General features: G+C 50.2%; 23 protein-coding genes and 1 other annotated feature. Of the genes, 15 read left to right on the top strand and 8 right to left on the bottom strand.

The genetic code is table 11. The features are described 5' to 3' along the window. Nucleotides 1-252 precede the first annotated feature (252 nt). The gene (locus tag GGC63_RS24545) at nucleotides 253-765 is read left to right on the top strand and encodes a EutP/PduV family microcompartment system protein (protein WP_192704574.1); all 513 of its coding nucleotides are present in this window, start codon (nucleotides 253-255) and stop codon (nucleotides 763-765) included. 116 nt (nucleotides 766-881) lie between these two features. Here the strand turns inward: GGC63_RS24545 and rlmD are convergent, their stop codons facing one another. Continuing rightward, nucleotides 882-2,330, bottom strand: a complete 1,449-nt coding sequence (gene rlmD / locus GGC63_RS24540; RefSeq protein ID WP_192704573.1) for a 23S rRNA (uracil(1939)-C(5))-methyltransferase RlmD — start codon at nucleotides 2,328-2,330, stop codon at nucleotides 882-884. A gap of 303 nt (nucleotides 2,331-2,633) precedes the next feature. Here rlmD and GGC63_RS24535 point away from each other — a divergent pair, with 303 nt between their 5' ends. Together GGC63_RS24535 and GGC63_RS24530 are read left to right on the top strand one after the other, a co-directional pair. Continuing rightward, on the top strand, nucleotides 2,634-2,861 hold the full coding sequence (locus tag GGC63_RS24535; protein WP_192704572.1) for a hypothetical protein: 228 nt from the start codon (nucleotides 2,634-2,636) through the stop codon (nucleotides 2,859-2,861). 104 nt (nucleotides 2,862-2,965) lie between these two features. Continuing rightward, a complete protein-coding gene (locus tag GGC63_RS24530; protein WP_192704571.1) occupies nucleotides 2,966-4,735 on the top strand; it encodes a B12-binding domain-containing radical SAM protein in 1,770 nt (589 codons plus the stop codon). Nucleotides 4,736-4,816: 81 nt separating this feature from the next. Here the strand turns inward: GGC63_RS24530 and GGC63_RS24525 are convergent, their stop codons facing one another. Together GGC63_RS24525 and GGC63_RS24520 are read right to left on the bottom strand one after the other, a co-directional pair. Then, nucleotides 4,817-5,782: a type I phosphomannose isomerase catalytic subunit gene (locus GGC63_RS24525; RefSeq protein WP_192704570.1), complete on the bottom strand. Its 966-nt coding sequence runs from the start codon at nucleotides 5,780-5,782 to the stop codon at nucleotides 4,817-4,819. A 48-nt stretch (nucleotides 5,783-5,830) separates the two neighbouring features. After that, nucleotides 5,831-6,415: a class I SAM-dependent methyltransferase gene (locus GGC63_RS24520; protein ID WP_192704569.1), complete on the bottom strand. Its 585-nt coding sequence runs from the start codon at nucleotides 6,413-6,415 to the stop codon at nucleotides 5,831-5,833. A 142-nt stretch (nucleotides 6,416-6,557) separates the two neighbouring features. Between GGC63_RS24520 and GGC63_RS24515 the strand changes: the two genes are divergently transcribed. Next, on the top strand, nucleotides 6,558-7,250 hold the full coding sequence (locus GGC63_RS24515; protein ID WP_192704568.1) for a hypothetical protein: 693 nt from the start codon (nucleotides 6,558-6,560) through the stop codon (nucleotides 7,248-7,250). Here GGC63_RS24515 and GGC63_RS24510 read toward each other — a convergent pair. After that, on the bottom strand, nucleotides 7,147-8,109 hold the full coding sequence (locus tag GGC63_RS24510; protein ID WP_192704567.1) for a TIGR01212 family radical SAM protein: 963 nt from the start codon (nucleotides 8,107-8,109) through the stop codon (nucleotides 7,147-7,149). The two genes, GGC63_RS24515 and GGC63_RS24510, sit on opposite strands and share 104 nt — an antisense overlap. Nucleotides 8,110-8,331: 222 nt before the next feature. On the opposite strand from GGC63_RS24510, the gene GGC63_RS24505 reads away from it, so the two are divergent. The 3 genes from GGC63_RS24505 to trmB all read left to right on the top strand — a co-directional run bounded on the left by GGC63_RS24505 (nucleotide 8,332) and on the right by trmB (nucleotide 10,012). After that, entirely contained in the window at nucleotides 8,332-8,925 is a 594-nt protein-coding gene (locus GGC63_RS24505) for a WGxxGxxG-CTERM domain-containing protein (RefSeq protein WP_192704566.1), read from the top strand. Nucleotides 8,926-8,949: 24 nt separating this feature from the next. Further along, a complete protein-coding gene (locus GGC63_RS24500) occupies nucleotides 8,950-9,141 on the top strand; it encodes a hypothetical protein (protein ID WP_225948473.1) in 192 nt (63 codons plus the stop codon). Nucleotides 9,142-9,262: 121 nt separating this feature from the next. Continuing rightward, nucleotides 9,263-10,012, top strand: coding sequence for a tRNA (guanosine(46)-N7)-methyltransferase TrmB (gene trmB / locus GGC63_RS24495; RefSeq protein WP_192704564.1), 750 nt, complete (start codon nucleotides 9,263-9,265; stop codon nucleotides 10,010-10,012). A gap of 96 nt (nucleotides 10,013-10,108) precedes the next feature. Here the strand turns inward: trmB and GGC63_RS24490 are convergent, their stop codons facing one another. The 3 genes from GGC63_RS24490 to GGC63_RS24480 form a co-directional block, all read right to left on the bottom strand. After that, nucleotides 10,109-11,233 carry an MGDG synthase family glycosyltransferase gene (locus tag GGC63_RS24490; RefSeq protein ID WP_079913559.1) on the bottom strand — a complete coding sequence of 375 codons (1,125 nt, stop codon included), beginning with the start codon at nucleotides 11,231-11,233 and terminating at the stop codon, nucleotides 10,109-10,111. Nucleotides 11,234-11,303: 70 nt separating this feature from the next. Beyond that, nucleotides 11,304-11,831: a phosphatase PAP2 family protein gene (locus GGC63_RS24485; RefSeq protein WP_079913581.1), complete on the bottom strand. Its 528-nt coding sequence runs from the start codon at nucleotides 11,829-11,831 to the stop codon at nucleotides 11,304-11,306. Nucleotides 11,832-12,284: 453 nt separating this feature from the next. Next, nucleotides 12,285-12,464 carry a hypothetical protein gene (locus GGC63_RS24480; protein ID WP_144028024.1) on the bottom strand — a complete coding sequence of 60 codons (180 nt, stop codon included), beginning with the start codon at nucleotides 12,462-12,464 and terminating at the stop codon, nucleotides 12,285-12,287. Nucleotides 12,465-12,820: 356 nt separating this feature from the next. On the opposite strand from GGC63_RS24480, the gene GGC63_RS24475 reads away from it, so the two are divergent. The 8 genes from GGC63_RS24475 (at nucleotide 12,821) to GGC63_RS34975 (ending at nucleotide 20,143) form a co-directional block, all read left to right on the top strand. Further along, the gene (locus tag GGC63_RS24475) at nucleotides 12,821-14,056 is read left to right on the top strand and encodes a glycosyltransferase family 2 protein (protein ID WP_192704563.1); all 1,236 of its coding nucleotides are present in this window, start codon (nucleotides 12,821-12,823) and stop codon (nucleotides 14,054-14,056) included. 54 nt (nucleotides 14,057-14,110) lie between these two features. Further along, nucleotides 14,111-14,248 (top strand) — a sequence feature (ribosomal protein L20 leader region). A gap of 133 nt (nucleotides 14,249-14,381) precedes the next feature. Next, complete coding sequence (gene infC / locus GGC63_RS24470; RefSeq protein WP_192704671.1) at nucleotides 14,382-14,897, top strand: translation initiation factor IF-3; 516 nt, start codon at nucleotides 14,382-14,384, stop codon at nucleotides 14,895-14,897. Between the two features lie 22 nt (nucleotides 14,898-14,919). Next, nucleotides 14,920-15,123: a 50S ribosomal protein L35 gene (gene rpmI / locus GGC63_RS24465; protein WP_079913557.1), complete on the top strand. Its 204-nt coding sequence runs from the start codon at nucleotides 14,920-14,922 to the stop codon at nucleotides 15,121-15,123. A gap of 41 nt (nucleotides 15,124-15,164) precedes the next feature. Beyond that, a complete protein-coding gene (rplT, locus tag GGC63_RS24460) occupies nucleotides 15,165-15,524 on the top strand; it encodes a 50S ribosomal protein L20 (RefSeq protein WP_079913556.1) in 360 nt (119 codons plus the stop codon). Nucleotides 15,525-16,233: 709 nt separating this feature from the next. After that, complete coding sequence (gene ilvB / locus GGC63_RS24455) at nucleotides 16,234-17,976, top strand: biosynthetic-type acetolactate synthase large subunit (protein ID WP_079913555.1); 1,743 nt, start codon at nucleotides 16,234-16,236, stop codon at nucleotides 17,974-17,976. Then, nucleotides 17,973-18,461, top strand: coding sequence for an acetolactate synthase small subunit (gene ilvN / locus GGC63_RS24450; protein ID WP_079913554.1), 489 nt, complete (start codon nucleotides 17,973-17,975; stop codon nucleotides 18,459-18,461). Before ilvB ends, ilvN begins: the two co-directional genes overlap by 4 nt. Before the next feature lie 173 nt (nucleotides 18,462-18,634). Continuing rightward, the gene (ilvC, locus tag GGC63_RS24445) at nucleotides 18,635-19,627 is read left to right on the top strand and encodes a ketol-acid reductoisomerase (protein WP_079913553.1); all 993 of its coding nucleotides are present in this window, start codon (nucleotides 18,635-18,637) and stop codon (nucleotides 19,625-19,627) included. A gap of 384 nt (nucleotides 19,628-20,011) precedes the next feature. Continuing rightward, nucleotides 20,012-20,143, top strand: coding sequence for a hypothetical protein (locus GGC63_RS34975; protein WP_256865525.1), 132 nt, complete (start codon nucleotides 20,012-20,014; stop codon nucleotides 20,141-20,143). Nucleotides 20,144-20,262: 119 nt separating this feature from the next. Here the strand turns inward: GGC63_RS34975 and GGC63_RS24440 are convergent, their stop codons facing one another. Further along, nucleotides 20,263-21,447, bottom strand: coding sequence for a PLP-dependent aminotransferase family protein (locus GGC63_RS24440; RefSeq protein ID WP_192704562.1), 1,185 nt, complete (start codon nucleotides 21,445-21,447; stop codon nucleotides 20,263-20,265). Between the last annotated feature and the right edge of the window lie 140 nt (nucleotides 21,448-21,587).

Below are 21,587 nucleotides of genomic sequence, written 5' to 3'. Positions count from 1 at the left end.
GGACAAGCTTAGACTTGTTACATCTCTAACCGCTGAGGAAATCAATCGTATTAAGTCGCTATATCCTGCTAAACGCCACAACCTCTATTTCCATTATAGTTACTACCAACGTAAACCTAACTCGAATATCGACTTGACGTAAATAACCCTCTTATTGTGGTTCCATATGATACGTTATAATTATTCTAACAAGTTTCTAACTAGTGACTAGGGAACACTCGTAACCATAATGTCAATGTGAGGTGTAATCACTTGAAAAAGGTTCTCATAATTGGAATAGTAGCTAGCGGTAAAACAACACTTGCCAAGCGACTATCCGAAAAATTAAAAATTCCTTGGTATGAGTTGGATAGTATCGTTCATCATCGAACTGAAATCGGAAGGTATAAACGAACCGCAGATGAGCAGATTGAGGTTATTAAGGACATTGATACATATGGTGAATGGATATTCGAAGGTACAGACCGACCATCATATCGTTGTTTATTTGAAATGGCGGATACAATCATATTTCTAGATACACCTTTGTGGAAGCGCAGAATAAGAATCTTAACCCGGTTTCTCAAACAAAATCTTGGTATTGAAAAGTGTAACTATAAACCTGATATTGAGATGCTGAAAATGATGTATAAATGGACGAGAGATTTTGAAAGAAGTCGAGATGAGTTCGAATCCCGGTTACGATTATACAAAGAAAAAGTTATTAGACTTAATGATAACAATGACTTGAACTTTGCTTCACGCCTGCATCACCCAACTGCATAGGACAGTTTTTATCCGCTCGAAAGCTAATGCATTTTATTTTTGTTCATAGTACATAATCCAACAAAAAAGAGGGGTTCGTCGCCCCTCGCTGCTATTTCCGCCAATACATCTCTGATTTAACTGTCCTTCCGCACTAACAGTGAGCAACATTCCACATGCGCCGTCTGAGGGAACATGTCCACCGGCTGGATCCACTCCAGCCGGTAGCCGCTTTGCAGCAGCACCTGGCAATCCTTGGCCAGGGTGGAGGGGTTGCACGACACGTAGACGAGTCGTGCCGGTTTCGCGGCCGCGATCGCGCTCAGCAGCTCGCGATCGCAGCCGGTGCGCGGCGGGTCGACGACGATGACGTCGGGACGGGTGCCGCGCTTGACCCATTCGGGCAGCAGCTTCTCCGCGCGCCCGACGTAAAACTTCGCGTTGTCGGCACCGCTCAGCTCGGCATTGCGGCGGGCGTCATCCACCGCCTCGGGGATGATCTCGATGCCGCGAACCTCCTTGGCTAGCGGAGCGAGCCATAGACCAATCGTGCCGGTACCGCAGTAAGCATCGACGACAAGCTCGCTGCCGGTCAAAGCCGCTGCTTCCTTGGCAGCATCGTACAGCTTGACGGTCTGCTCGGGGTTAAGCTGGAAGAAGGCCCGCGGCGATAAGGAGAAGCGAAGGCCACCAAGCTCCTCGTCCAAACGTTCCTCGCCCCACAGGACGCGGGTCTCTTCGCCGAACACGAGCGGCGTATCGGCCTTGTTAATGTTGTGGGCGATGGTAGTCACATTCGGGAGCTCCGCACGGATCACCGCGATCAGGCGTTCCTTCTCCGGAAGCTTGTCCGAGGCGGTAATGAATGTCAGCTGGACGTTCCCCGTCTGCCTGCTGACCCTTGCCGCCACGGTGCGCACGGTCCCTTTGCGGCTGCGCTCCTGGTATGGCTGGATATGAAGCCGGGAAAAGATGGCTTTGACCTTGGCAATGACATCGTTGATGGCCGGCTGCTGGATCGGGCAGCCCGAAATATCGACGAGCCGATGCGAGCCGGGGGAGTACAGCCCCGTTATGATCTGTTCATTAGCCCAGCCCGCCTGCAGCTGGGCTTTATTGCGGTACCCCCAAGGGTCGTCCATCCCGAGAATAGGCCGCAGAGGCAAATCCGCCAGCTTGGCGTACCGGTTGAAGGCTTCTCGCACAAGCTCCTCCTTAGCGCGAAGCTGAGCGGGGTAAGTCATATGCTGGAGCTGACAGCCTCCGCAGGACTCGTACACCGGACAGGGCGGCTTTACGCGATCCGGAGATTTTTTCTCGATATCGGCCAGCTTTGCGGACAAATAGGTCGGCTCGACCTTCGTCACATTGGCCTTGACAACCTCCTCGGGCAGGGCCCCGTCAATAAAGACGGCCTTTCTCTTGTAATAGCCTACACCTTCTCCGTTAATTCCGATTCTTTTTATCGTTACGACAATACGATCGCCGATCTTGACGTCATCGCCGCTATTTGTATATCGGGGCTGCTGTCCGTTGTACGGCTTTTTCCCTTGACGGGGGGCAGCTTGTCCTTTAGGTTTGTTCATCTTTATTCCTCGCTCCGTTACGTATAGATGGTTTGGGTATTCATACAGTTACAGATACTATAACACGTTCGGCCTGATGGGAGAAACTTAAGGACGCTGAAAACGCCAATATGCAATGTTCTTGTTTTTTTTGGCATAAGGCGCCACCGTTTTACATATATTTCAACTCTCTGGGAAAAATAGAGAGAGAATCCGTATCGTCAAAGGATTTTTTAACGAATGGTTTATGTTCCGCTAATCTTGTCTTAATATTGGGGCGGTATCCTAACGATAACGAGGAAAAAGCAGAAGGGAAGATCGAGCATGATTTTATATCAAATGGCTAAACGAATGGAGCAGCGCCAGCAATTAAAACGAAATCTCCTTTTATCCGAGGGTGACCGCGAAGAGCTGCTTTCACAGAAGGATCAGGTAGAAGCTCAATTAATAAGCCAAGCCAATGTATGGAACGGGGAAGGCAGCGACGAGTTTCTGCTTCAAGCGATGACCCCGGAGTCGGGCTGGACTGAATCAAATAACAGCTGGGTATAGCAGGAAAATGGAGAAGCCGTTCCATTTTCTTTTTTTTGTGTTCATCCCTGTTTCCGTGTAGAATAAAGGAATAATTGATTCTGCCAGCAAATGAGGGTATTCGAATGAAAGTTGTGCTATCTACGTTGAATGCGAAATATATTCATACCTCGCTTGCGCTTCGTTACTTGAAGGCGTTCAGCGAGAAAGATTTTGATATAGATATCGTAGAATATACGATTAAGGACCCGGCGATGAATATCGTATCCGATTTGTTCCAAAAAAATCCGGATATTCTCGGCTTCTCCTGTTATATCTGGAATATTGAAGAGACGATTACGGTCATCAACATGATGAAAAAAATTAAGCCGGAGCTTACTATCGTGCTGGGAGGACCGGAGGTATCCTACGATACGGAGTATTGGATGAACCGACTTCCCGAGGTGGATTACATCGTGATGGGGGAAGGGGAGGAAACGTTCCACCACCTGCTTCAGGAGCTTTCGGGAGACCGGAAAATGTACAGTGTGTTCGGTGCGGCCTACCGCAAGAACGATAAAGTGATCATCAACCCGCCCCGTCCCAAGCTGCAGCTGGATGACATTCCTTCTCCGCACCGCTTTGCCGAGGATGTTCCAAGCTTGGCGAACCGTGTCGTTTATTTTGAGACGAGCCGTGGCTGTCCGTTCAGCTGCCAATTCTGCTTGTCTTCCATTGAGGTTGGGGTACGGTATTTTGATATGGAACGGACCAAAAGCGATTTGCTTTACCTGATCGATTCGGGAGCGAAGCTGATCAAGTTCGTGGACAGGACCTTTAACATTAAAAGGGACTATGCGATGGAAATCTTCGATTTTCTTATCAAAAACCATCGTGGTACGGTATTTCAATTTGAGATTACCGCCGACATCATGCGGCCCGAGGTGCTGGACTATTTGGCGGAGAACGCGCCGCCCGGCATCTTCCGCTTTGAGATCGGGGTCCAGTCGACGAATGATCTCACGAACAGCCTCGTCAAACGGAGGCAAAATTTCACCAAGCTGACCCGTACGGTGACCAAGGTCAAGGAAAGCGGCAAGATCGACCAGCATCTCGATTTGATTGCCGGCCTGCCGGAGGAGGATTACAATTCGTTCCGCAAAACGTTCAACGACGTGTTTGCATTGGGACCGGAGGAGCTGCAGCTTGGATTTCTGAAAATGCTTCGAGGAACCGGTATGAGGGCGGATGCGGAGAAATACGGCTATAAATTTATGGATTATGCGCCTTATGAAATTCTCGGCAACGATATTTTGCCTTTCTCGGATCTGGTTCGAATTAAACGGGTGGAGGATGTTCTGGAGAAGTATTGGAATGCCCACCGGATGGACCATACCGTAAACTATTTGATTCGAGAGGAATTCCCTTCGGCCTTCGATTTCTTCCAGCAGTTCGGGGACTTCTGGGAATCCCGGGGCTGGCAAAAAATCGGCCACCAGCTGGAGGATTTGTTCACCCGCCTGCGCGATTTCCTGATCCAGCGGGGAACCAAGAGCCTGGAAGTAGTGGAGGGCTTGATGAAGCTGGATTACTTCCTTAACCATAAGTACAAGCCGAGAAAAATATGGTGGGATTTCAAGCTGGATAAGGCAGCTCAGGCCGGTTACTTCAAGCTGCTGGCGGAGCATCCCGAGGCCGTCTCGGAAACCTTCGCTTCCCTGCGTATTAGCGAGAAGGACTTGCATAAGCATGTCATGATCGAAGTGCTTCCGTTCCGGTTGGACCACTATCTGGAAACGGGCGAGATGCTAACGGATGAAGAGCGGCTGCTTGTCGTGTATTTCCCGCCGGATGCTTCTTCGCCCGCACAATATTTCTCCATGAATGCCGCCCAGGCATCGGTCATGACCCAATAATCCGACGAGGATCTGCATAATAAACGCAAAACGCAAAACAACCACCCTGAAATTCCAGGGTGGTTGTTTTCTGTATTAAGGTTAAGGGAGATAGCTTCGAAGCACGGTCATAGATCCGGTCAACGTGTAGTTCCCCAGATTGGCCGGGATCAAATAGCATTCTCCAGGCTTGACGGCAAGCTCTCCATCGGCCCATTGGATAGTGCCGGTACCGTCGCAAATGATAAGGATCACAAAGCTTTCTGCAGTGGTTTGCAGCGCCCAGGCTTGCTCCACCTTGCCTTTTTCCGTAATGAAGAACGGAGAGCGTGCCAGCGTAAGCCATTGATTGGCGCCCGCAAGCTCGGTTTTCATATAGGAGGAACCCGAGCCTTCGTAAGCGATAACGTTCAAGGAGTCTTCAATGTGAAGCTCACGCGGCTTTCCATCAAGCCCCAAGCGATTGTAATCGTATAAACGATAAGTGCTGTCCGAATTTTGCTGGATTTCCGCTACCAGAATTCCTGCGCCCAGCGCGTGAACCGTACCTGCCGGGATATAGAAGGAGTCTCCAGCTTCAACCGGGATTTCACGCAAGCAATCCAGAATGCGGTTTTCCTCAATGGCTTGAGCCAATTGCTCGCGGGTTACTCCGTCGTTCAGCCCGTAAATAATTTTGGCGCCGGGCTTGACATCAAGAATATACCACATTTCCGTCTTGCCGAGTTCTCCCTGCGGAAGGCGATCGTAATGGTCATTCGGATGCACCTGAACGGATAAGTCGTCCTGGCAGTCCAGCAGCTTGATCAGCAGAGGGAAACGGCCGTTTTTCTCGGAGAAGCCTTTGGTGCCGAACAGCTCTTTGCCATATTGCTCGCGAATTTGATCCAGGCCCATGCCCGCAAGCTCGCCATTCACCACCTTGGTTGTGCCGTTCGGATGATCTCCAATCATCCAGCCTTCGCCTATCGGGCCATCGGGCAGCTTCAGGCCGAATTGCTCCAGGGCACGGCCGCCCCAAACACGCTCTTTCATTTCGGGTTGAAATAATAATGGATATGGTTTCAATGCATTCCCTGCTTTCTAAGGTTTTTCCAATTTTTTAGTAGCATTATATCAGCTCGATTGTCTTTTTTCTACCGCCAGTAAGTAAGGTGGGCTGTTATGCCGGTTAAGGAAGCGATATTCCAGGACCTGGTACTGCTGCTGCGGAAGCTGTTCGACCCATTGGTGCACGGCTTCGGCTTCAAGTCCGCCGCCTTCATGCCCGGTGTACAAGGCAATCGTCAGAATCCCTCCGACACGCAAAACGTCCAGAGCGCTTTGCAGCGCAGGGATGGTGGATTCGGGCTTCGTAATCGTCTCCTGGTCGGCGCCCGGCAAGTAACCCAGATTGAACATGACAGCCCCGACGTGCCCATGCGCCGCTATAGGCAGAGTGTCTTTGAGCAGCGCATGGCTACGTAAATGCAGCTGAACCGAGGAGCCCCCGGGCACCTCTTTGGCAACACGCTGCTCCGTCAGAAGCAGGGCTTGCTCCTGAATATCGAAGGCGTGAACGGTTCCTCGCGGACCTACGCATTTGGCTAAAAAAACGGTGTCGACCCCATTGCCTGCCGTAGCATCCACTACGGTCTCGCCTGGAGCGACACGTTCCTGTATCAGTTTATGAGCAAAGCTTAGAATGGATAAGAAACCCATTGGAGCCTCCAAAATATGACTATAGTCTCAATAATAAAATAAGTTCAAAGGATCATTGCCGTTAAAAAAATTACATAGTTTTAAAACCTACATATTCTATAGAAGAAACACGATTTATTTGCCTCCCCCCGCCATAGGCGGAGTGAGAAGATCCTGTACCGGAGGGACGATAGGCGATTTGCTGCCTTCTCCCGACGGCGTAGGGGAGGGAGTTGCCTTAGGCGGCTCCTTAAAGGCTGAGGCCGGCAAGGATGGCGTTACCGGCTCGGTGGGCTTAGGCGCTTCGGCCACCGTCTGCGGGGACGGCGTCGGCTCCTTCAACGCCGGCGTCTTTGCCGGCGGCAGCGTCGGCTTGTCCGCTGCCGGCTTCTTCGGCGCGCCCGTCGCCGCGCCGCCGCCGCTTGCTGCGCCATGGCTGGGCGCAGCAGGCTCTTCCGCTGCCGCCGGAGGGGCAGCGGCCCCGCTGTCGCCGCCAGCGGTGGTGCCGGACGCTGTATCGTCCGGCTGCTCCGCCTTTGGCGGCGCGACCAGCTCGCCCGTGTCAGCAGGCTTCGCGGGCGGCGGGCTTTCCTTCGGCTGCGAGGCAGGCTCGCTGGTGCAGCCGGAGATCATCGCGGCGGTGACCAGCGCCGCTATCCATGTCTTTTTCACGAAGCATTGCTCCTTTCGTCATGTACATCCTTGGTCGTTTCCCTTCATCTTCTTTCTCTGTGTAATGATGGCTTGTATATTCAGGACCTGTCTTTATTCCAATATTTACCCTGCCAAGTATCGCGTCTTCTCAGCTCTTGATCGAATGCGTTCAGAACCTCCCATTTCTTCAGGCTCCACATAGGTCCGATGAGCAGATCCCTCGGAGCATCTCCGGTAAGCCGATGAACGATCATGTCCGGAGGCAATATTTCCAGCGTATCGACGACCAGCTTCACATACTCATCCTTTTCCAGAAATTGCAGCAAACCGGCTTCGTACTGCTTGACCATCGGAGTTTTGCGCATCAAATGGAGAAGATGGATTTTGATGCCCTGCACATCCATTTGAGCCACGGCCCGGCCGGTTTCCAGCATCATTTCATGCGTCTCGCCGGGAAGCCCGTAAATAATATGGGCGCAGGTGCGAATGTTATGCTTGCGCAGCTTGGCTACCGCATCCAGGTAGCATTCCGTGTCATGGGCCCGGTTAATTAACTGCGAGGTAGATTCATGAATGGTTTGGAGTCCCATCTCTACCCACAGGTACGTTCTTTCATTTAATTCCGCCAAATACTCGACGACATCATCGGGAAGGCAATCGGGTCTTGTAGCAATCGATAATCCGACAACTCCTGGCTGCTCCAGAATAACCTCGAAATATTCTCGAAGCACCTCTACCGGGGCATACGTGTTCGTATAGGCTTGAAAATAACCGATATATTGGGCTTCGGGCCATTTCTTATGCTGCAGATCCCGAATTTTGTTGAATTGGGTCACCAGATCGTCGCGGCGGCTGCCGGCAAAATCTCCCGACCCCCGCGCACTGCAGAAGGTACAGCCTCCTGCCGCAATAGATCCGTCCCGATTGGGACAAGTAAACCCTGCATCCAGCATAACCTTGAATACTTTCGTACCAAACTGCCGGCGCATTTCCACGTTCCAGGTATGAAACCTTTTATCTCCCCAGCTTGCAGGAATAGGTGATATTGCCGCTTGCTTCATCTATAGTGAACTCCTTTATAGTTGTATGAGCTTAACCTCGGAAGTCCCTTTGGGAGCAGAATTCGAGGATCTTCGACCTCTTTATTTTATCGCAAAAACGCATGCTTTGCGAATTTTTCCTTGACAAAAGCTCCTATCGCCCGGTGAGGATATTTATTTCATCAAGGGACCATGCTAAAGGTGCACCAACAAAACCAAGCTGCGAAGGGAGATTACAACCACATGAACAAGCTTAGTAAAACTGTTATGACCCTGGCTCTTACTGCTTCTTTGGGATTTGGGGGACAAGCTTTTGCCGAAGCATCCACTTCGACTTCGGGTACTTCGACTACTTCCGGTACGGGAACGACATCGTCGACTACCGGCAATTACAGCACTTATAATGTGGATACGACCTCTAGCACAGGCGTTTCGGGTACGGGTACTACCGGTACTAGCACTTATGGAACCACTGGTACTACTACCGGGACTAATTTAAGCACGACGGGTTCTACTACAGGAACTTCCACGACACCTGACGGCACCTACACGAACAATGCCACAAGTACTAGCACGCCTACCGGAACCGGGACTGGAACGGGAACTTATAGCAGCAATAATTTGCTGAACCGTATGAATACGTATGGGAATACGTATGATCACACGTACAGACCATATGGCTACGGCGGAAATTACAACACAACCAGCTACCGTGCTAACGCGGACAATACGACAAGAACAGGCTCCGGCTGGGGCTGGTTAGGCTTGCTTGGTTTGCTGGGCTTGGCAGGACTTCGCAACAACAACCGTAACGAGTCTAATGCAAACGACCGTTAATTCGGGCATCCTATGAGCCATTTGATGTTTCCATCCGGAGATCACAAGATGCTCGTGGAGCTTACGGTTAAAGAAGCTTGGGCGCTCAGTATGGGTACTCACTTCTGGGAACAGCCGGGGCTGGCCGCCGCGGCTCGTAAAAAGGTGAGAGAAACGATGGAAGCTCATCTGTTCTCCGAACAGACCAAAGTGGATTATCACCTTCTCGAAGTATGATATCCGGCTTATATCGGTCCATGCAGTGCAGGTTGCATGGACCGGTCTTTTCTTTAACGGCAATTCAGAGTATAATTCTCACTGAACTGAAATTGAGATTGCAGTTTTTTGGAGGATGACGATGCGTTTACGTGGTAGAAAAGGGATCAGGGAAGCGTTGGAGGCACAACCGGGTCTTATCCTATTAAATCCAGCGGCTTATAAAGGCAAATGGAAGGAATTGTTCGGCAATGACAAGCCTATTCATGTCGAGCTGGGAATGGGGAAGGGCCGATTTATCAGTCAGCTCAGCGCCTTGAACCCCGATATCAATTACATAGGCGTCGATATGTACGACGAACTGCTGAGAAGAGCGGCTGAGAAGGCGCAGCTTTCCCGTGAGGAGCATGGCGGGACTCTGGACAATTTGAGACTGGCGCTTTTTAATATTGAAAAAATCGAGGATATTTTCGATACGAACGAATTGGAACGCATTTACTTGAACTTTAGCGATCCTTGGCCCAAAAAACGCCACGCGCGCCGCCGTTTGACACATTCCGGCTTTGTTCGCAAATATATCGATATTTTAAATGACCTGGGCGAAATTCATTTCAAGACAGATTCGCGTTCCTTATTCGAATTTTCATTGAATTCTTTTGCCGATATGGGACTTCGCATGCGTAACATTTCTTTGGATCTTCACGCGGAAGGACCGCGAACCGATTTGGTTATGACGGAATATGAAATGAAGTTTCACGATAAGGGAATGAATATTCATCGCCTGGAGGTCGTTATCGGCTCCGCTGCTTTAGAGAACCATTTGCGTCAGCTGGAGTTGAACGAACGGCAGGAAAAGAACGTGGAAGCTTCTGACGATGTTGAAGAGGATTAATATAGGAAAAGCATGCTGAGCCCTAAGGCCCGGCATGCTTTTTTTCATCGGCTAGAATATCTTCGCAACATATAGCTGACCCGGCTCTGGAGTCTGTTAGCGGCTTGCATTCACTAATTCCATAATGGCGCTCGGACAATCTGCGGGCTTATAGCTGTTTATATACCGGTTCAGCAGGGCTCTTCTTTTTTGGACCTCCGGGTACCGGTCTATCAGCAGCTGAAACCAATGGTCGATCGTTTCCGCAGACTTGATCCGCTCGCCGAAGCCGTGCTGGGTGAAATACTGCAGGTTTTCTTCCTCCTGGCCCGGAATCGGTGTATAGAAGAGCATGGGAATTCCTTTGGCCAGTCCTTCCGTGCAGGTCATTCCTCCGGGCTTCGTAATTAATAAATCCGACACGTCCATCCATTTATCTACTTCTCTCGTGAATCCCATTAGTCTTATATTCTCGTGCCTGAACCTTTCGTCCTCGGATAAAAGGCCTAGAGCCTTGTCATTTTTACCCAGGCAAATAATCAGCTGTATTTGGTCGCGCCAACGGGTGAAGTACTGCATAAACTCCGTATTGTGAATCAAGCCCCAGCCTCCGCCCATAATAAGGACCGTGGGCATAGCCTTAAGCTGAAAGCGGGCCCGGAGCTCCTCTCGGTTGTGCCTCTCCCAAAAGTTGGGGTGGACCGGGATGCCCGTAACCTCGATCGCCTCGGCGGGAACGCCGCGCTGGAGCAGCTTATCTTTTACGGCGGGAGTCGGTACGAGGTATTTGGTTACCTCGGGGCTGACCCAGGTGCCATGAACGTCATAATCCGTTATCACCGTGCATAAGGGAACATCTAAACCGGCCCGCTTCAGCCTGGAAATTACGGCGCTTGGAAGCGGATGCGTACATACGATAGTGTCGGGGCGGAGGTGATTGATGACCTCGGCGGCATGGGAGTAAAAAATCCGATGCAGCGCCAGCCGGGTAAAGCGGTTCAATGATTTTTTGTATTGGTAGCGGTACATGAGGCCGTATAGTTTAGGCTGTTTCGTGACGGTTTTGCGATAGGCCGTCAGAATCCATGAAGCCAGTGTGGGATGCAAAAAAGTACCAAGCTCCATAACGCGGGTCTGAATATCGGGAGAGAGCATACGAAGGCCTACAGATAAAGCGTGAGCAGCTTGCGTATGTCCGGCACCGAAGCCTTCGGATAATAACAAGACCCTTTTTTTACTCATAGGCTCTTCACCATACCTTGTGCCAAATGGTTTACAGAAAGTGAACATAGTCCCTATTATGCCCAAATCATTACCCGAATATCGGCGCGGTGACCAATACGGCAGTCATTGCGATCAAGAACCCGGCCAAGCAGTCGGATGGATAGTGGAGTCCTAAATATATACGCGACAAGCTTACAAAGAATGCAAGCGGAATGAAAATAGTTCCCAGCCAGGGGGCGGCATAAGATATCGGTGCGGCGAGGGAAAAAATAGCGGTTGTATGGCCGGACGGAAAGGAAGGATCGGTCAACGGCTTTTTGCATGTATTCGTGTCGGGAAGAACAAGATAAGGACGAAGCCGCGGGTAGGCTCGTTTTATAATCGCAACGGGGATGTGGCTGAGTGCCAGAGCGACACAGCAATGGACCCCGGCCATTCTCCAGCCGTCCTGCCCGAATAAGGTCAAGCCCAGGGATGCCAGGATCGTCATCGTCGCGCCTCCCAGGTGGGTTATCGTATTAAATACATAATCGAGTACTTTGTGCTGAAGCCGCTGATTGACCCAACGAAACAGCCGCTTTTCATGAAACTGAAGCCAGAGCATGACTTTGCTCATTGCCCCTTCCTCCTTCAAAAATTGGGATAAGCTCAAGATAGCGAACATATACATAAGTGTAATCCCCTTTTGTTAATGGAATATCAATTCCATAATAAAAAGGCTCAAATCATATTTAACGCCGCGTTAATGCTCTTCTAACAATGGGCGACCGCTTGTAGAGCCCAGAAGCTCTACGGGGTCCTCAAACGGCATTTCCTATCACGTCGGGGCTATTCGGGAGACGTGTTCCGAACGTTTAATGGACAGGCCACCTGTCAACCTGTGAGCTTCTATGAACGAACAAGCCTCCCTTTTCTCCTGTCGATTATGCAACAATTTTAGAAGAGTTGAGGGTTGGAGACGGAAACATTCGTCAATTTGGATAGCGGGTGCTGGTGCCGTGTTGCGGTTTTGCCGGACGGGCCCATTAGACCTAGACTGTATGAGTGCACAAGCCCGTCATTCGGATGATTAGAATGGCTCGCGGCAGGGTAAGGAATTATGAAGTGCCGCCGCATAGGCATCCTTATGTCCTTTTGGGTACATTTTCCACAATTTGTACACGACGTTGAATTGTTGTATCATAGTAGCGTATGCCGTTCCCGTAATCCGCGGCAGGGAGGCATACAGCTTACGCAGTCGTGGGATCACATGCAAGTACCTGCTTGTACAAGCGCAAGTTGAAAGGACAAGCGGCTTCTGAATCCGTTAATTGCCCGGATGCTGCAGCTGTTAAATCATGCTAAACTGAAAAAAAGCTGAAAATCGATGAAAATGAGATGTAAAAGCTGGTTGGCAGAGAGCTTTGTTTAATTTGCCTTGTTTTTGACCGTATAGCTCATAGATCTGACTAAAAGGAGCTTTCAGGGGCTTTTGACAAAACGGGGCAAAGAGAGGAAAATCATATTCGGCTACCCACACAAATCCAAAAGAGACCATCGAAGTTCATAACTATAGAGAGTAGAGAGAGAAAAGACTTTGAGGTACATAAAAAAGGGGGATTTATGATGCTGGACAATGTAATACTAGGCATTCAGATTGTCTTGGCGTTAGTCGGAGGATACCAGCTTTTTTTGACATGCTTTGGTTGGTTCCGCCGCAAGCCTAAAGCGCAGCATGCACCGCAAAAGTCTTTTGCCATACTGGTTGCGGCTCATAACGAAGAGCAAGTCGTCGGAGCGCTGATCGATAACCTGAAAAACCTCGATTATCCGAAAGAATTGTATGACGTTTTTGTAATTTGCGATAACTGTACGGACAAAACCGCAGACATTGCCCGTAGCATGGGCGTTCATGCCTGCGAGCGCAACAATCCGAAGCTTCGCGGCAAAGGCTTTGCCATTGAATGGATGCTGAAGGAGCTCTGGAAGATGCCCCGCAGCTATGATGCGGTCGTTATGTTCGATGCAGACAATCTGGTGAACCCTGATTATTTGAAGCACATGAACAATGATCTGTGCAATGGTTCCCGTGTTATTCAAGCTTACCTGGATACCAAAAATCCGAACGATTCCTGGATTACCGCAGCTTACGCGGTAACCTACTGGTACTGCAACCGCTTGTGGCAGCTGCCTCGTGAAAACCTGGGACTGGCTAATTTCCTGGGCGGAACGGGCATGTGCTTTGAAACCAATCTCCTGAAAGAGATCGGCTGGGGCGCTACAAGCTTGGTGGAAGACCTGGAGTTCACTATGCGCTGCGTGCAGCGCGGCATTAATCCTACGTTTAACTATGATGCAAAGGTTTACGACGAGAAGCCTCTGACCTTCAAGGCATCGGCCAGGCAGCGTTTGAGATGGATGCAGGGACACTTTGATGTCGCCCGCCGCTATTTCTTCCCGTTGTTCTGGCAGGGTCTGAAGGAAGCCAGCTGGGCCAAGATCGATACGGCCGTATACGCGCTGAATGTTTATGTCATTCTGATCGGCTCTATCGTTTCCATCGCGTTGTGGATCGATATGATGATGCCGGGCATTCCTTCACTGAGATCGCTGTTCGATTATGCGCCGGCCCTGTTCACGATCGTTGCTATTGTCAGCTACGTCCTGTTCCCGTTAGCGCTGATTATCGAGAAGGCGTCCTGGAAAACCTGGATGTACCTGATCACGTTCCCTGTATTTATGCTTTCCTGGTGGCCGATTACGGTGTACGCGTTCTTCACGCAAAACAACAAGCAATGGAGCCATACGGAGCATACAAGGGTCATTCGATTGGAAGAGGTTCAAAGCAAGCAGGTTAGCTAGCTTACAATTTGCGAACTTGTTGACTTCCTAAATAGAATATGATATGATTCTTTGGTGCAAAAGAAGAAGCGCCCGCTTCTCACCTGACCGACTTGAAGTTGGCTGGTTATAAGCTAAAGTGAATGTGGAATGAAATCGATCACTTGAACCTTAACAGACGTGGGCCCATTGTGCCCGCGTCTTTTCTTTTTTAGCACATAGGAACCGTTTTTGCTTTAGCGAAAACTCACTCCTATTGGCGCATAAACCAACCTCTGGGTGCGGTCGTTCATTTGAAAGATCCCCATAGAGGCTTATCTCACAATCCTAATGGAGGTGGCAGGTTATTAGTACAGAGCATTTAATTAACGATGAAATTCGGGCGAAGGAAGTTCGTCTGATCGGTGCGGATGGGGAGCAGCTCGGGATCAAGCCGATTCGCGAAGCGCTTCAAATTGCTTTGGATGCCAGTTTGGACTTGGTTAACGTTGCCCCAACGGCGAAGCCGCCGGTGTGCCGGATCATGGATTACGGGAAGTACCGCTATGAAATGCAGAAGAAAGAAAAGGAAGCCCGTAAGAACCAGAAAGTCATCGAAATTAAAGAAGTTCGCTTGAGCGCCACGATTGATGAGCATGACTTTCAAACAAAGCAGCGCAACGTCGTGAAGTTTTTGAATGATGGCGACAAGGTCAAGCTGAGCGTCCGTTTCCGCGGTCGTGAAATCGCCCATGCTAGCATCGGGCAAAAAGTGCTTGAGCGGATGGCAGCCGAAGTGGAGGAACTGTGCATTGTTGAGCGCAGACCGAAGCTGGAAGGCCGCAGCATGATCATGATTTTATCGCCGAAGCAGCAAGTATAATTTATAAGGAGGACTACACGTCATGCCAAAAATGAAAACACATAGCAGCTTGAAAGGCCGTTTCAAGATTACAGGTACAGGCAAAGTGAAAAGATACAAAGCTTACAAAAACCACCTGTTATCCGGTAAATCCGCACGTCAAAAGCGTGTTCTTGCTACTAACCCGGTTATGGCTGCAGGCGACGTAAGACGCTTGAAACAGCAACTGGCTAACATCAAAGGTTAATTCGTAATTTTATTCTACTTAAACTTTGGAGGTAATGAATCATGGCAAGAGTAAAGGGCGGGTTCGTAACTCGTCGTCGTCATAAAAAGATTTTGAAATTGGCTAAAGGTTATTTCGGTTCCAAACACCGTTTATTTAAAACAGCTAACGCGCAAGTTATGAAATCCTTGCTGTATGCATACCGTGACCGTCGCCAGAAAAAACGCGACTTCCGCAAATTGTGGATCACTCGTATCAACGCAGCAGCTCGCATGAACGGCTTGTCCTACAGCAAATTCATGCACGGCTTGAAGCTGTCCGGCATCGAAGTTAACCGCAAAATGTTGGCTGAGCTTGCCGTAAACGACATCACTGCGTTTAACGATCTGGCTACAGCAGCTAAGCAAAAAGTTAACGCCTAAGCGTAATAGTTCAAAATCGCTTCCCTTGACTTGGTTCAATGGGCAAGCGATTTTTTTTGCTGCATAGACCCTAACCATTTCGTAGCTCCCCGCAGAGCACCTGAACAGCTTCGATGCCATTCCCAGCTATCGTAGGAATTATTCGTGCACCCCATTTCCATTCCCTGTGGCACCGCGTCAGCGGCATCGATGGCTTTGTGGGGCTATCCCAAAAAATGCGAACGATCATCGTGGGAATGGCACTTGACTCTTCGGATGTTTCGGCATATAATGATTGAAAAGTACAACTTGATGATAACGGCAATGATGAGGACGAAGTTATAAGGGCTCTTATGTTCAGAGAGCAGAGGATAAGCTGCAACCGATGCCTTAATCCCTTATGTACGAGCTCACCTCGGAGCTGTTTCCCTGAAAAGTATGCCGGCTGTAATGGCTTAGCTAGTAGGGGGAATCGGAATAGCACACGTTACCGTGCTGAAGGTATGCTTGCCGAAGGATGGCTTCATACCTGCTAAGGTTGTTTGCTGTGAGGCAGATAACAAACTCTGGGTGGTACCACGGAAGATTAGAACCCCTTTCGTCCCTTCAGACGCTCTTTGTCGGCGTTTGGGATGAGAGGGGTTTTTTGCTTTTGTACGATGCTGTCCATACAGCCGTACTTCGAATACGTCACAGACGTTTTCTCATTTTTCGAGAGGAGGAAAAAATCATGATCGTTCAAACCACTCAAAAGTCAAAAGAACAATTGCGTAAAGAGCTGCTGCAGCCGGATGTCATCACAGGGTCGGAAATGTTACTGCGTAGTTTGCTGCTGGAGGACGTAGATTGCGTCTTTGGTTACCCGGGCGGGGCGGTTTTATATATTTACGATGCGATGCACGGAAATAAGGATTTTAAGCACCTTCTGACACGCCATGAGCAAGGAGCTATTCACGCGGCTGACGGCTACGCCCGTTCTACAGGTAAAGTCGGCGTCTGTATCGCCACTTCCGGTCCGGGGGCTACCAACCTCGTGACGGGGATTGCGACAGCTTACATGGACTCGGTGCCTTTGGTTGTTATCACGGGGAACGTAGCGACCTCGGTGATCGGAACGGACGCTTTCCAAGAGGCTGACATTACCGGTATTACGATGCCGATTACGAAGCACAGCTATTTGGTTCGCGACGTTAATGATTTGCCTCGGATCATCAAGGAAGCTTTCCATATCGCTTCTACAGGACGTAAGGGTCCGGTATTGATTGATATTCCGAAGGACGTGTCGAACGACAAAGCGCCTTTCTATTATCCCGACAAAGTGGACATTCGCGGCTACAACCCGACCGTTCAGCCTAACAAGCTGCAGGTTGACCGTATGCTGGAGGCTATCGCCGAATCTGAACGTCCGGTTATTCTGGCAGGCGGCGGGGTTGTATACTCCAACGCGTCAGAAGAGCTGCTGGCCTTCGCTGAGAAGACACGCATTCCGGTAACGACGACGCTGCTCGGCCTGGGCGGCTTCCCAAGTGCTCATGAGCTGTGGATCGGCATGCCGGGGATGCACGGGGCTTACGCGGCCAACAATGCTCTGCAGAACTGCGATCTGCTGATCAGCATCGGCGCACGTTTTGACGACCGGGTCACGATGAAGGTAAACGGCTTCGCTCCGAAAGCGAAGAAAATCGTCCACATCGACGTAGATCCGGCGGAAATCGGCAAAATCATCGAAGCCACGATCCCTTGCGTCGGCGACGTAAAAGCCGTTCTGCAGCTTGCGCTGCAAAAAGCGAAGCCTGCCAGCTCGGAAGCGTGGATCAAGGAAGTTCAGGAGAACGTGAAAAATCGTCCGCTGCGCTACAAGGACTCCGATACGGAGCTGAAGCCGCAATATGTCATCGAGATGATTCACGAAACGACAAAGGGCGAAGCGATCGTATCGACCGACGTAGGCCAGCATCAAATGTGGGCCGCCCAATACTATAAATTCAATCATCCGCGCTCCTGGATCACTTCCGGCGGATTGGGCACGATGGGCTTCGGATTCCCGTCTGCTATCGGTGCGCAGGTAGCTCACCCCGACCGTTTGGTCGTATCGATCAACGGCGACGGCGGTATGCAAATGTGCTCGCAAGAGCTGGCGATCTGCGCCATCAATAACATCCCTGTCAAAATTGCCGTTATCAATAACCAAGTGCTGGGTATGGTGCGTCAATGGCAGGAAATTATCTACGACAACCGTTACAGCCATATCGACCTGGCAGGAAGCCCTGACTTCGTCAAGCTGGCAGAAGCCTACGGCGTCAAAGGCTTGAGAGCAACGAACAAAGAGGAAGCGCGCCGTGCTTGGCAGGAAGCTCTGGACACCCCGGGTCCGGTACTCGTCGAATTCGTAGTCCGTAAAGGTGAGAACGTGTATCCGATGGTTACACAGGGCTCGACGATAGATGAAATGATAATGGGGGATTCGGAATGAATTACAGACATACCATTTCCGTACTAGTGAACAATCAACCCGGCGTCCTGCAGCGCGTATCCGGCTTGTTCGGACGCAGAGGCTTTAACATCGAGAGCATTACGGTGGGAGAATCCGAAGAAGCGGGTCTCTCCCGTATGGTTATCGTCACGACCGGCGACGAGAAGACGCTTGAGCAAGTCTCCAAGCAGCTGTATAAGCTGATCGACGTCATTAAAGTCGTTGACTTGAGCTCTAACCCTATGGTTGCACGTGAGCTCGCTTTGATCAAGGTGAGTGCGGAGCCTGGCGCTCGCCCTGAAATTCTGGGCGTAGTCGAAACCTTCCGTGCCGCGGTTGTCGATATCGGCCCGTCCTCGCTGATCGTTCAGGTGGTCGGGGATTCCGAGAAAATCGACGCTATGGTCGAGCTTCTGAAGCCTTACGGCATTCGCGAGCTGTCCAGAACCGGTGTTACCGCCATGATTCGCGGGTCGGTGAAATAGTCATTATTTTTCTGTTGTAGGGAACCATTACTAACGGTACAATGACCCTTGTGAGTGGGGGCTAGAGCGGATCACTTTAGGGCTTGAAATCATTGCAGCGGTCCTTGGCCGATAGGTCGTCCGTTGTATCGCCCACTCACAGGGTTTTTAAACAAAAGGAGGAGCTATTATCCATGGCAGTTACAACTTATTATGAAAAAGACGCTGATCTGAACGCACTAAAAGGGAAAACAATCGCAATTATCGGTTACGGTAGCCAAGGACATGCCCAAGCGCAAAACCTGCGCGACAGCGGTCTGAAAGTTATCGTCGGTCTTCGCCAAGGTAAATCCTTCGAGCAAGCGAAAAATGACGGCTTCGAAGTATTCTCCGTTGCGGAAGCAACCAAATTGGCTGATGTAGTTCAAATCCTTATGCCGGATGAAACTCAAGCAAGCGTATACCATAACGAAATTGAGCCGAACCTGAAACAAGGCGCAACGATCATGTTCTCCCACGGTTTCAACGTTCACTTCGGCCAAATCAATCCGTCCGCTGATAAAGACGTATTGCTGGTAGCGCCAAAATCCCCAGGTCACATGGTTCGCCGTGTATACGTTGAAGGCTTCGGCGTACCTGGCTTGATCGCTATCCACCAAGACGCAACAGGCAAAGCTAAAGAAATCGGCTTGGCTTATGCTAAAGGTATCGGCTGCACACGTGCAGGAGTTATCGAAACTTCCTTCCGTGAAGAAACCGAAACTGACTTGTTCGGTGAGCAAGCAGTTCTGTGCGGCGGCGCATCCGCATTGGTTAAAGCAGGCTTCGAAACTTTGGTTGAAGCTGGCTATGCTCCAGAAATGGCTTACTTCGAGTGCTTGCACGAGCTTAAATTGATCGTTGACCTGATGTATGAAGGCGGATTGGCTACAATGAGACATTCCATCTCCAACACTGCTGAATACGGCGACTATGTGACAGGTCCTCGCATCATTACGGAAGAAACTAAGAAAGCAATGAAAGAAGTGCTTTCCGATATCCAACAAGGTAAATTCGCTCGCGACTTTATCTTGGAGAACCAATCCGGCCGTGCTTTCTTGACAGCTACCCGCCGTCTGGAATCCGAGCATCCGTTGGAGCAAGTAGGTTCCCAGCTGCGTGAAATGATGCACTGGATCAAGAAGTAATAATTCATTCCGCATAATATAGAGTATGAATCAAGTCGGCTTGAAGACACGGGAATGCAGGGGGAATATCCTCCGGCTTTCCCATCTTCAAGCCGTCTTTTTTTGATACTATGCAACTTATACATTTCGGGACTTAATGCAAAGTACTTGAATCAGTTTCGATGCCAAGGCACCGCTCGTGGGGGTATTGTGCTTCTAATCCGGCCATTAATGGCACTATCACTATCGTACCTCTACGCATGGTCCTGTACATTGATAGGGGTGTTTTATGATGTCTGACGGTTATCCCTCCTGGGGATATGCCCTATTCCTCTAAAAGCCCAATCCCTCTGCAAGCGTCTATCATAAAATACATCAGTTCCTTAAGAAGGGAGGATGGGAGCTATGGGAGGATTCGGATTAGGAGGAGTTGGCTGCGGCTGTGGAACAGGAGTAGGCGGCGTCTTTACTAGCACTGGCACTATCCTGGTACTGTTCATTTTGCTGGTTATCGTGACGAGAGCGTGCTTCTATTAATAGAAAGAGAATTGACTCGCACGAGAACATGCCTTTGAGCTGCAGCGCATAGAATAAAACAACAGCAGCCTTCGAATACAATCGAGGGCTGCTGTTTCTTTGTACGCCGAACACAGCAATCACAGCACTTTATGAATAGCTCGGTTCAACCGTTCGATACCTTCCATCATCTGCTTTGTATCGGTATGCGTAAAGTTCAAACGCATCGTATTATGCTTAGGCTCATCCGCGTAGAAGCTGACACCGGGAACAAAAGCTACCCCTTCTTCTACGGCGAGCTTAAGAAGCTCTTCTGTGTTTATGTGCTCCGGGAGCTCCACCCAGATGAACATGCCGCCTTTGGGCTCGATCCAGCGGGTGCCGTTCCAATCCTGCTGCTTCAGCAGCTCGACCATTTGACGCATGCGCTTCTCATATTCCGTACGTACCAGGTCGATATGTCCATAAAGATCGAAATGCAGGAACAATTGGTGCAGAGCTTGCTGGTCCATCGAGCTGGAATGCAAATCAGCGGCCTGCTTCGCGCGCGTCATATGGCGGATAACCCGAGGGTCCCCGATAGCCCAGCCGGTGCGTAGAGCAGGGGCTACGATCTTGGAGAAGGTGCTCGTATAGATGACGCAGCCGTTCGGATGCTCGTCCAGCGCGAAGAGCGATGGCAGAGCCTCTTCACCTCCAAACCGCAGTTCGCCGTAAGGATCATCTTCCAGAATGAGCACGTTACTGCGCTTGCAGATATCCAGAGCGCCCTTGCGGCGTTCCAGGCTCCATGCTTTTCCGGAAGGGTTGGAGAAGGTAGGGATCACATAGATCAGCTTAGGATTATACTGCCGAATCTTATTTTCCAAATCGGTTAGATTCATGCCGTCGTCGTCACAATCGACAGAGACGATGCGCGCCTGGCGGGATTGAAAAATTTGAAGAGCCGCCAGGTAGGTGGGACGCTCTACCAGGATCACGTCGCCGGGATCTACATACACCCGCGTCAACAAGTCAATAGCTTGCTGAGAGCCTGTCGTAAGAAGCATATCATCGATGCCGACATGGATTTGCTTGCGCTGTAAGTGGCGGCTGATGCTTTCGCGAAGCGGGGTGAACCCTTCGGTCAGGCCGTACTGCAGCACCTGCTTGCCTTCGTCGAACACCCGCGAGAAGGCATCCCTTACAGCATCAATAGGGAAATACTGCTCGTTCGGCAATCCCCCTGCGAGGGATATGATGGACTTGCCCTGGGTCAGCTTCAAAATTTCCCTTACTGCCGAAGATTTGAAGCTTTCCGTCGTATCGGAGAATCGGTAATCCATACACAGGCTCCTTTATCATATGACATGTATTTTTCAAAGTATTGTAAACCTTTGGAACCGGGATGACAAGCTTCTTTTTGCAAGGGCAATGAACTCCATAAGCGGCATTCCATAGAAACGGCTGTCAGAGGGTCTCTCTT

This window comes from Paenibacillus sp. OAS669 (assembly GCF_014873645.1).
GTDB lineage: Bacteria > Bacillota > Bacilli > Paenibacillales > NBRC-103111 > Paenibacillus_S > Paenibacillus_S vulneris.
Note: the sequence above shows the minus strand (reverse complement) of the source record. Positions and strands in the feature narration are given on the sequence as shown.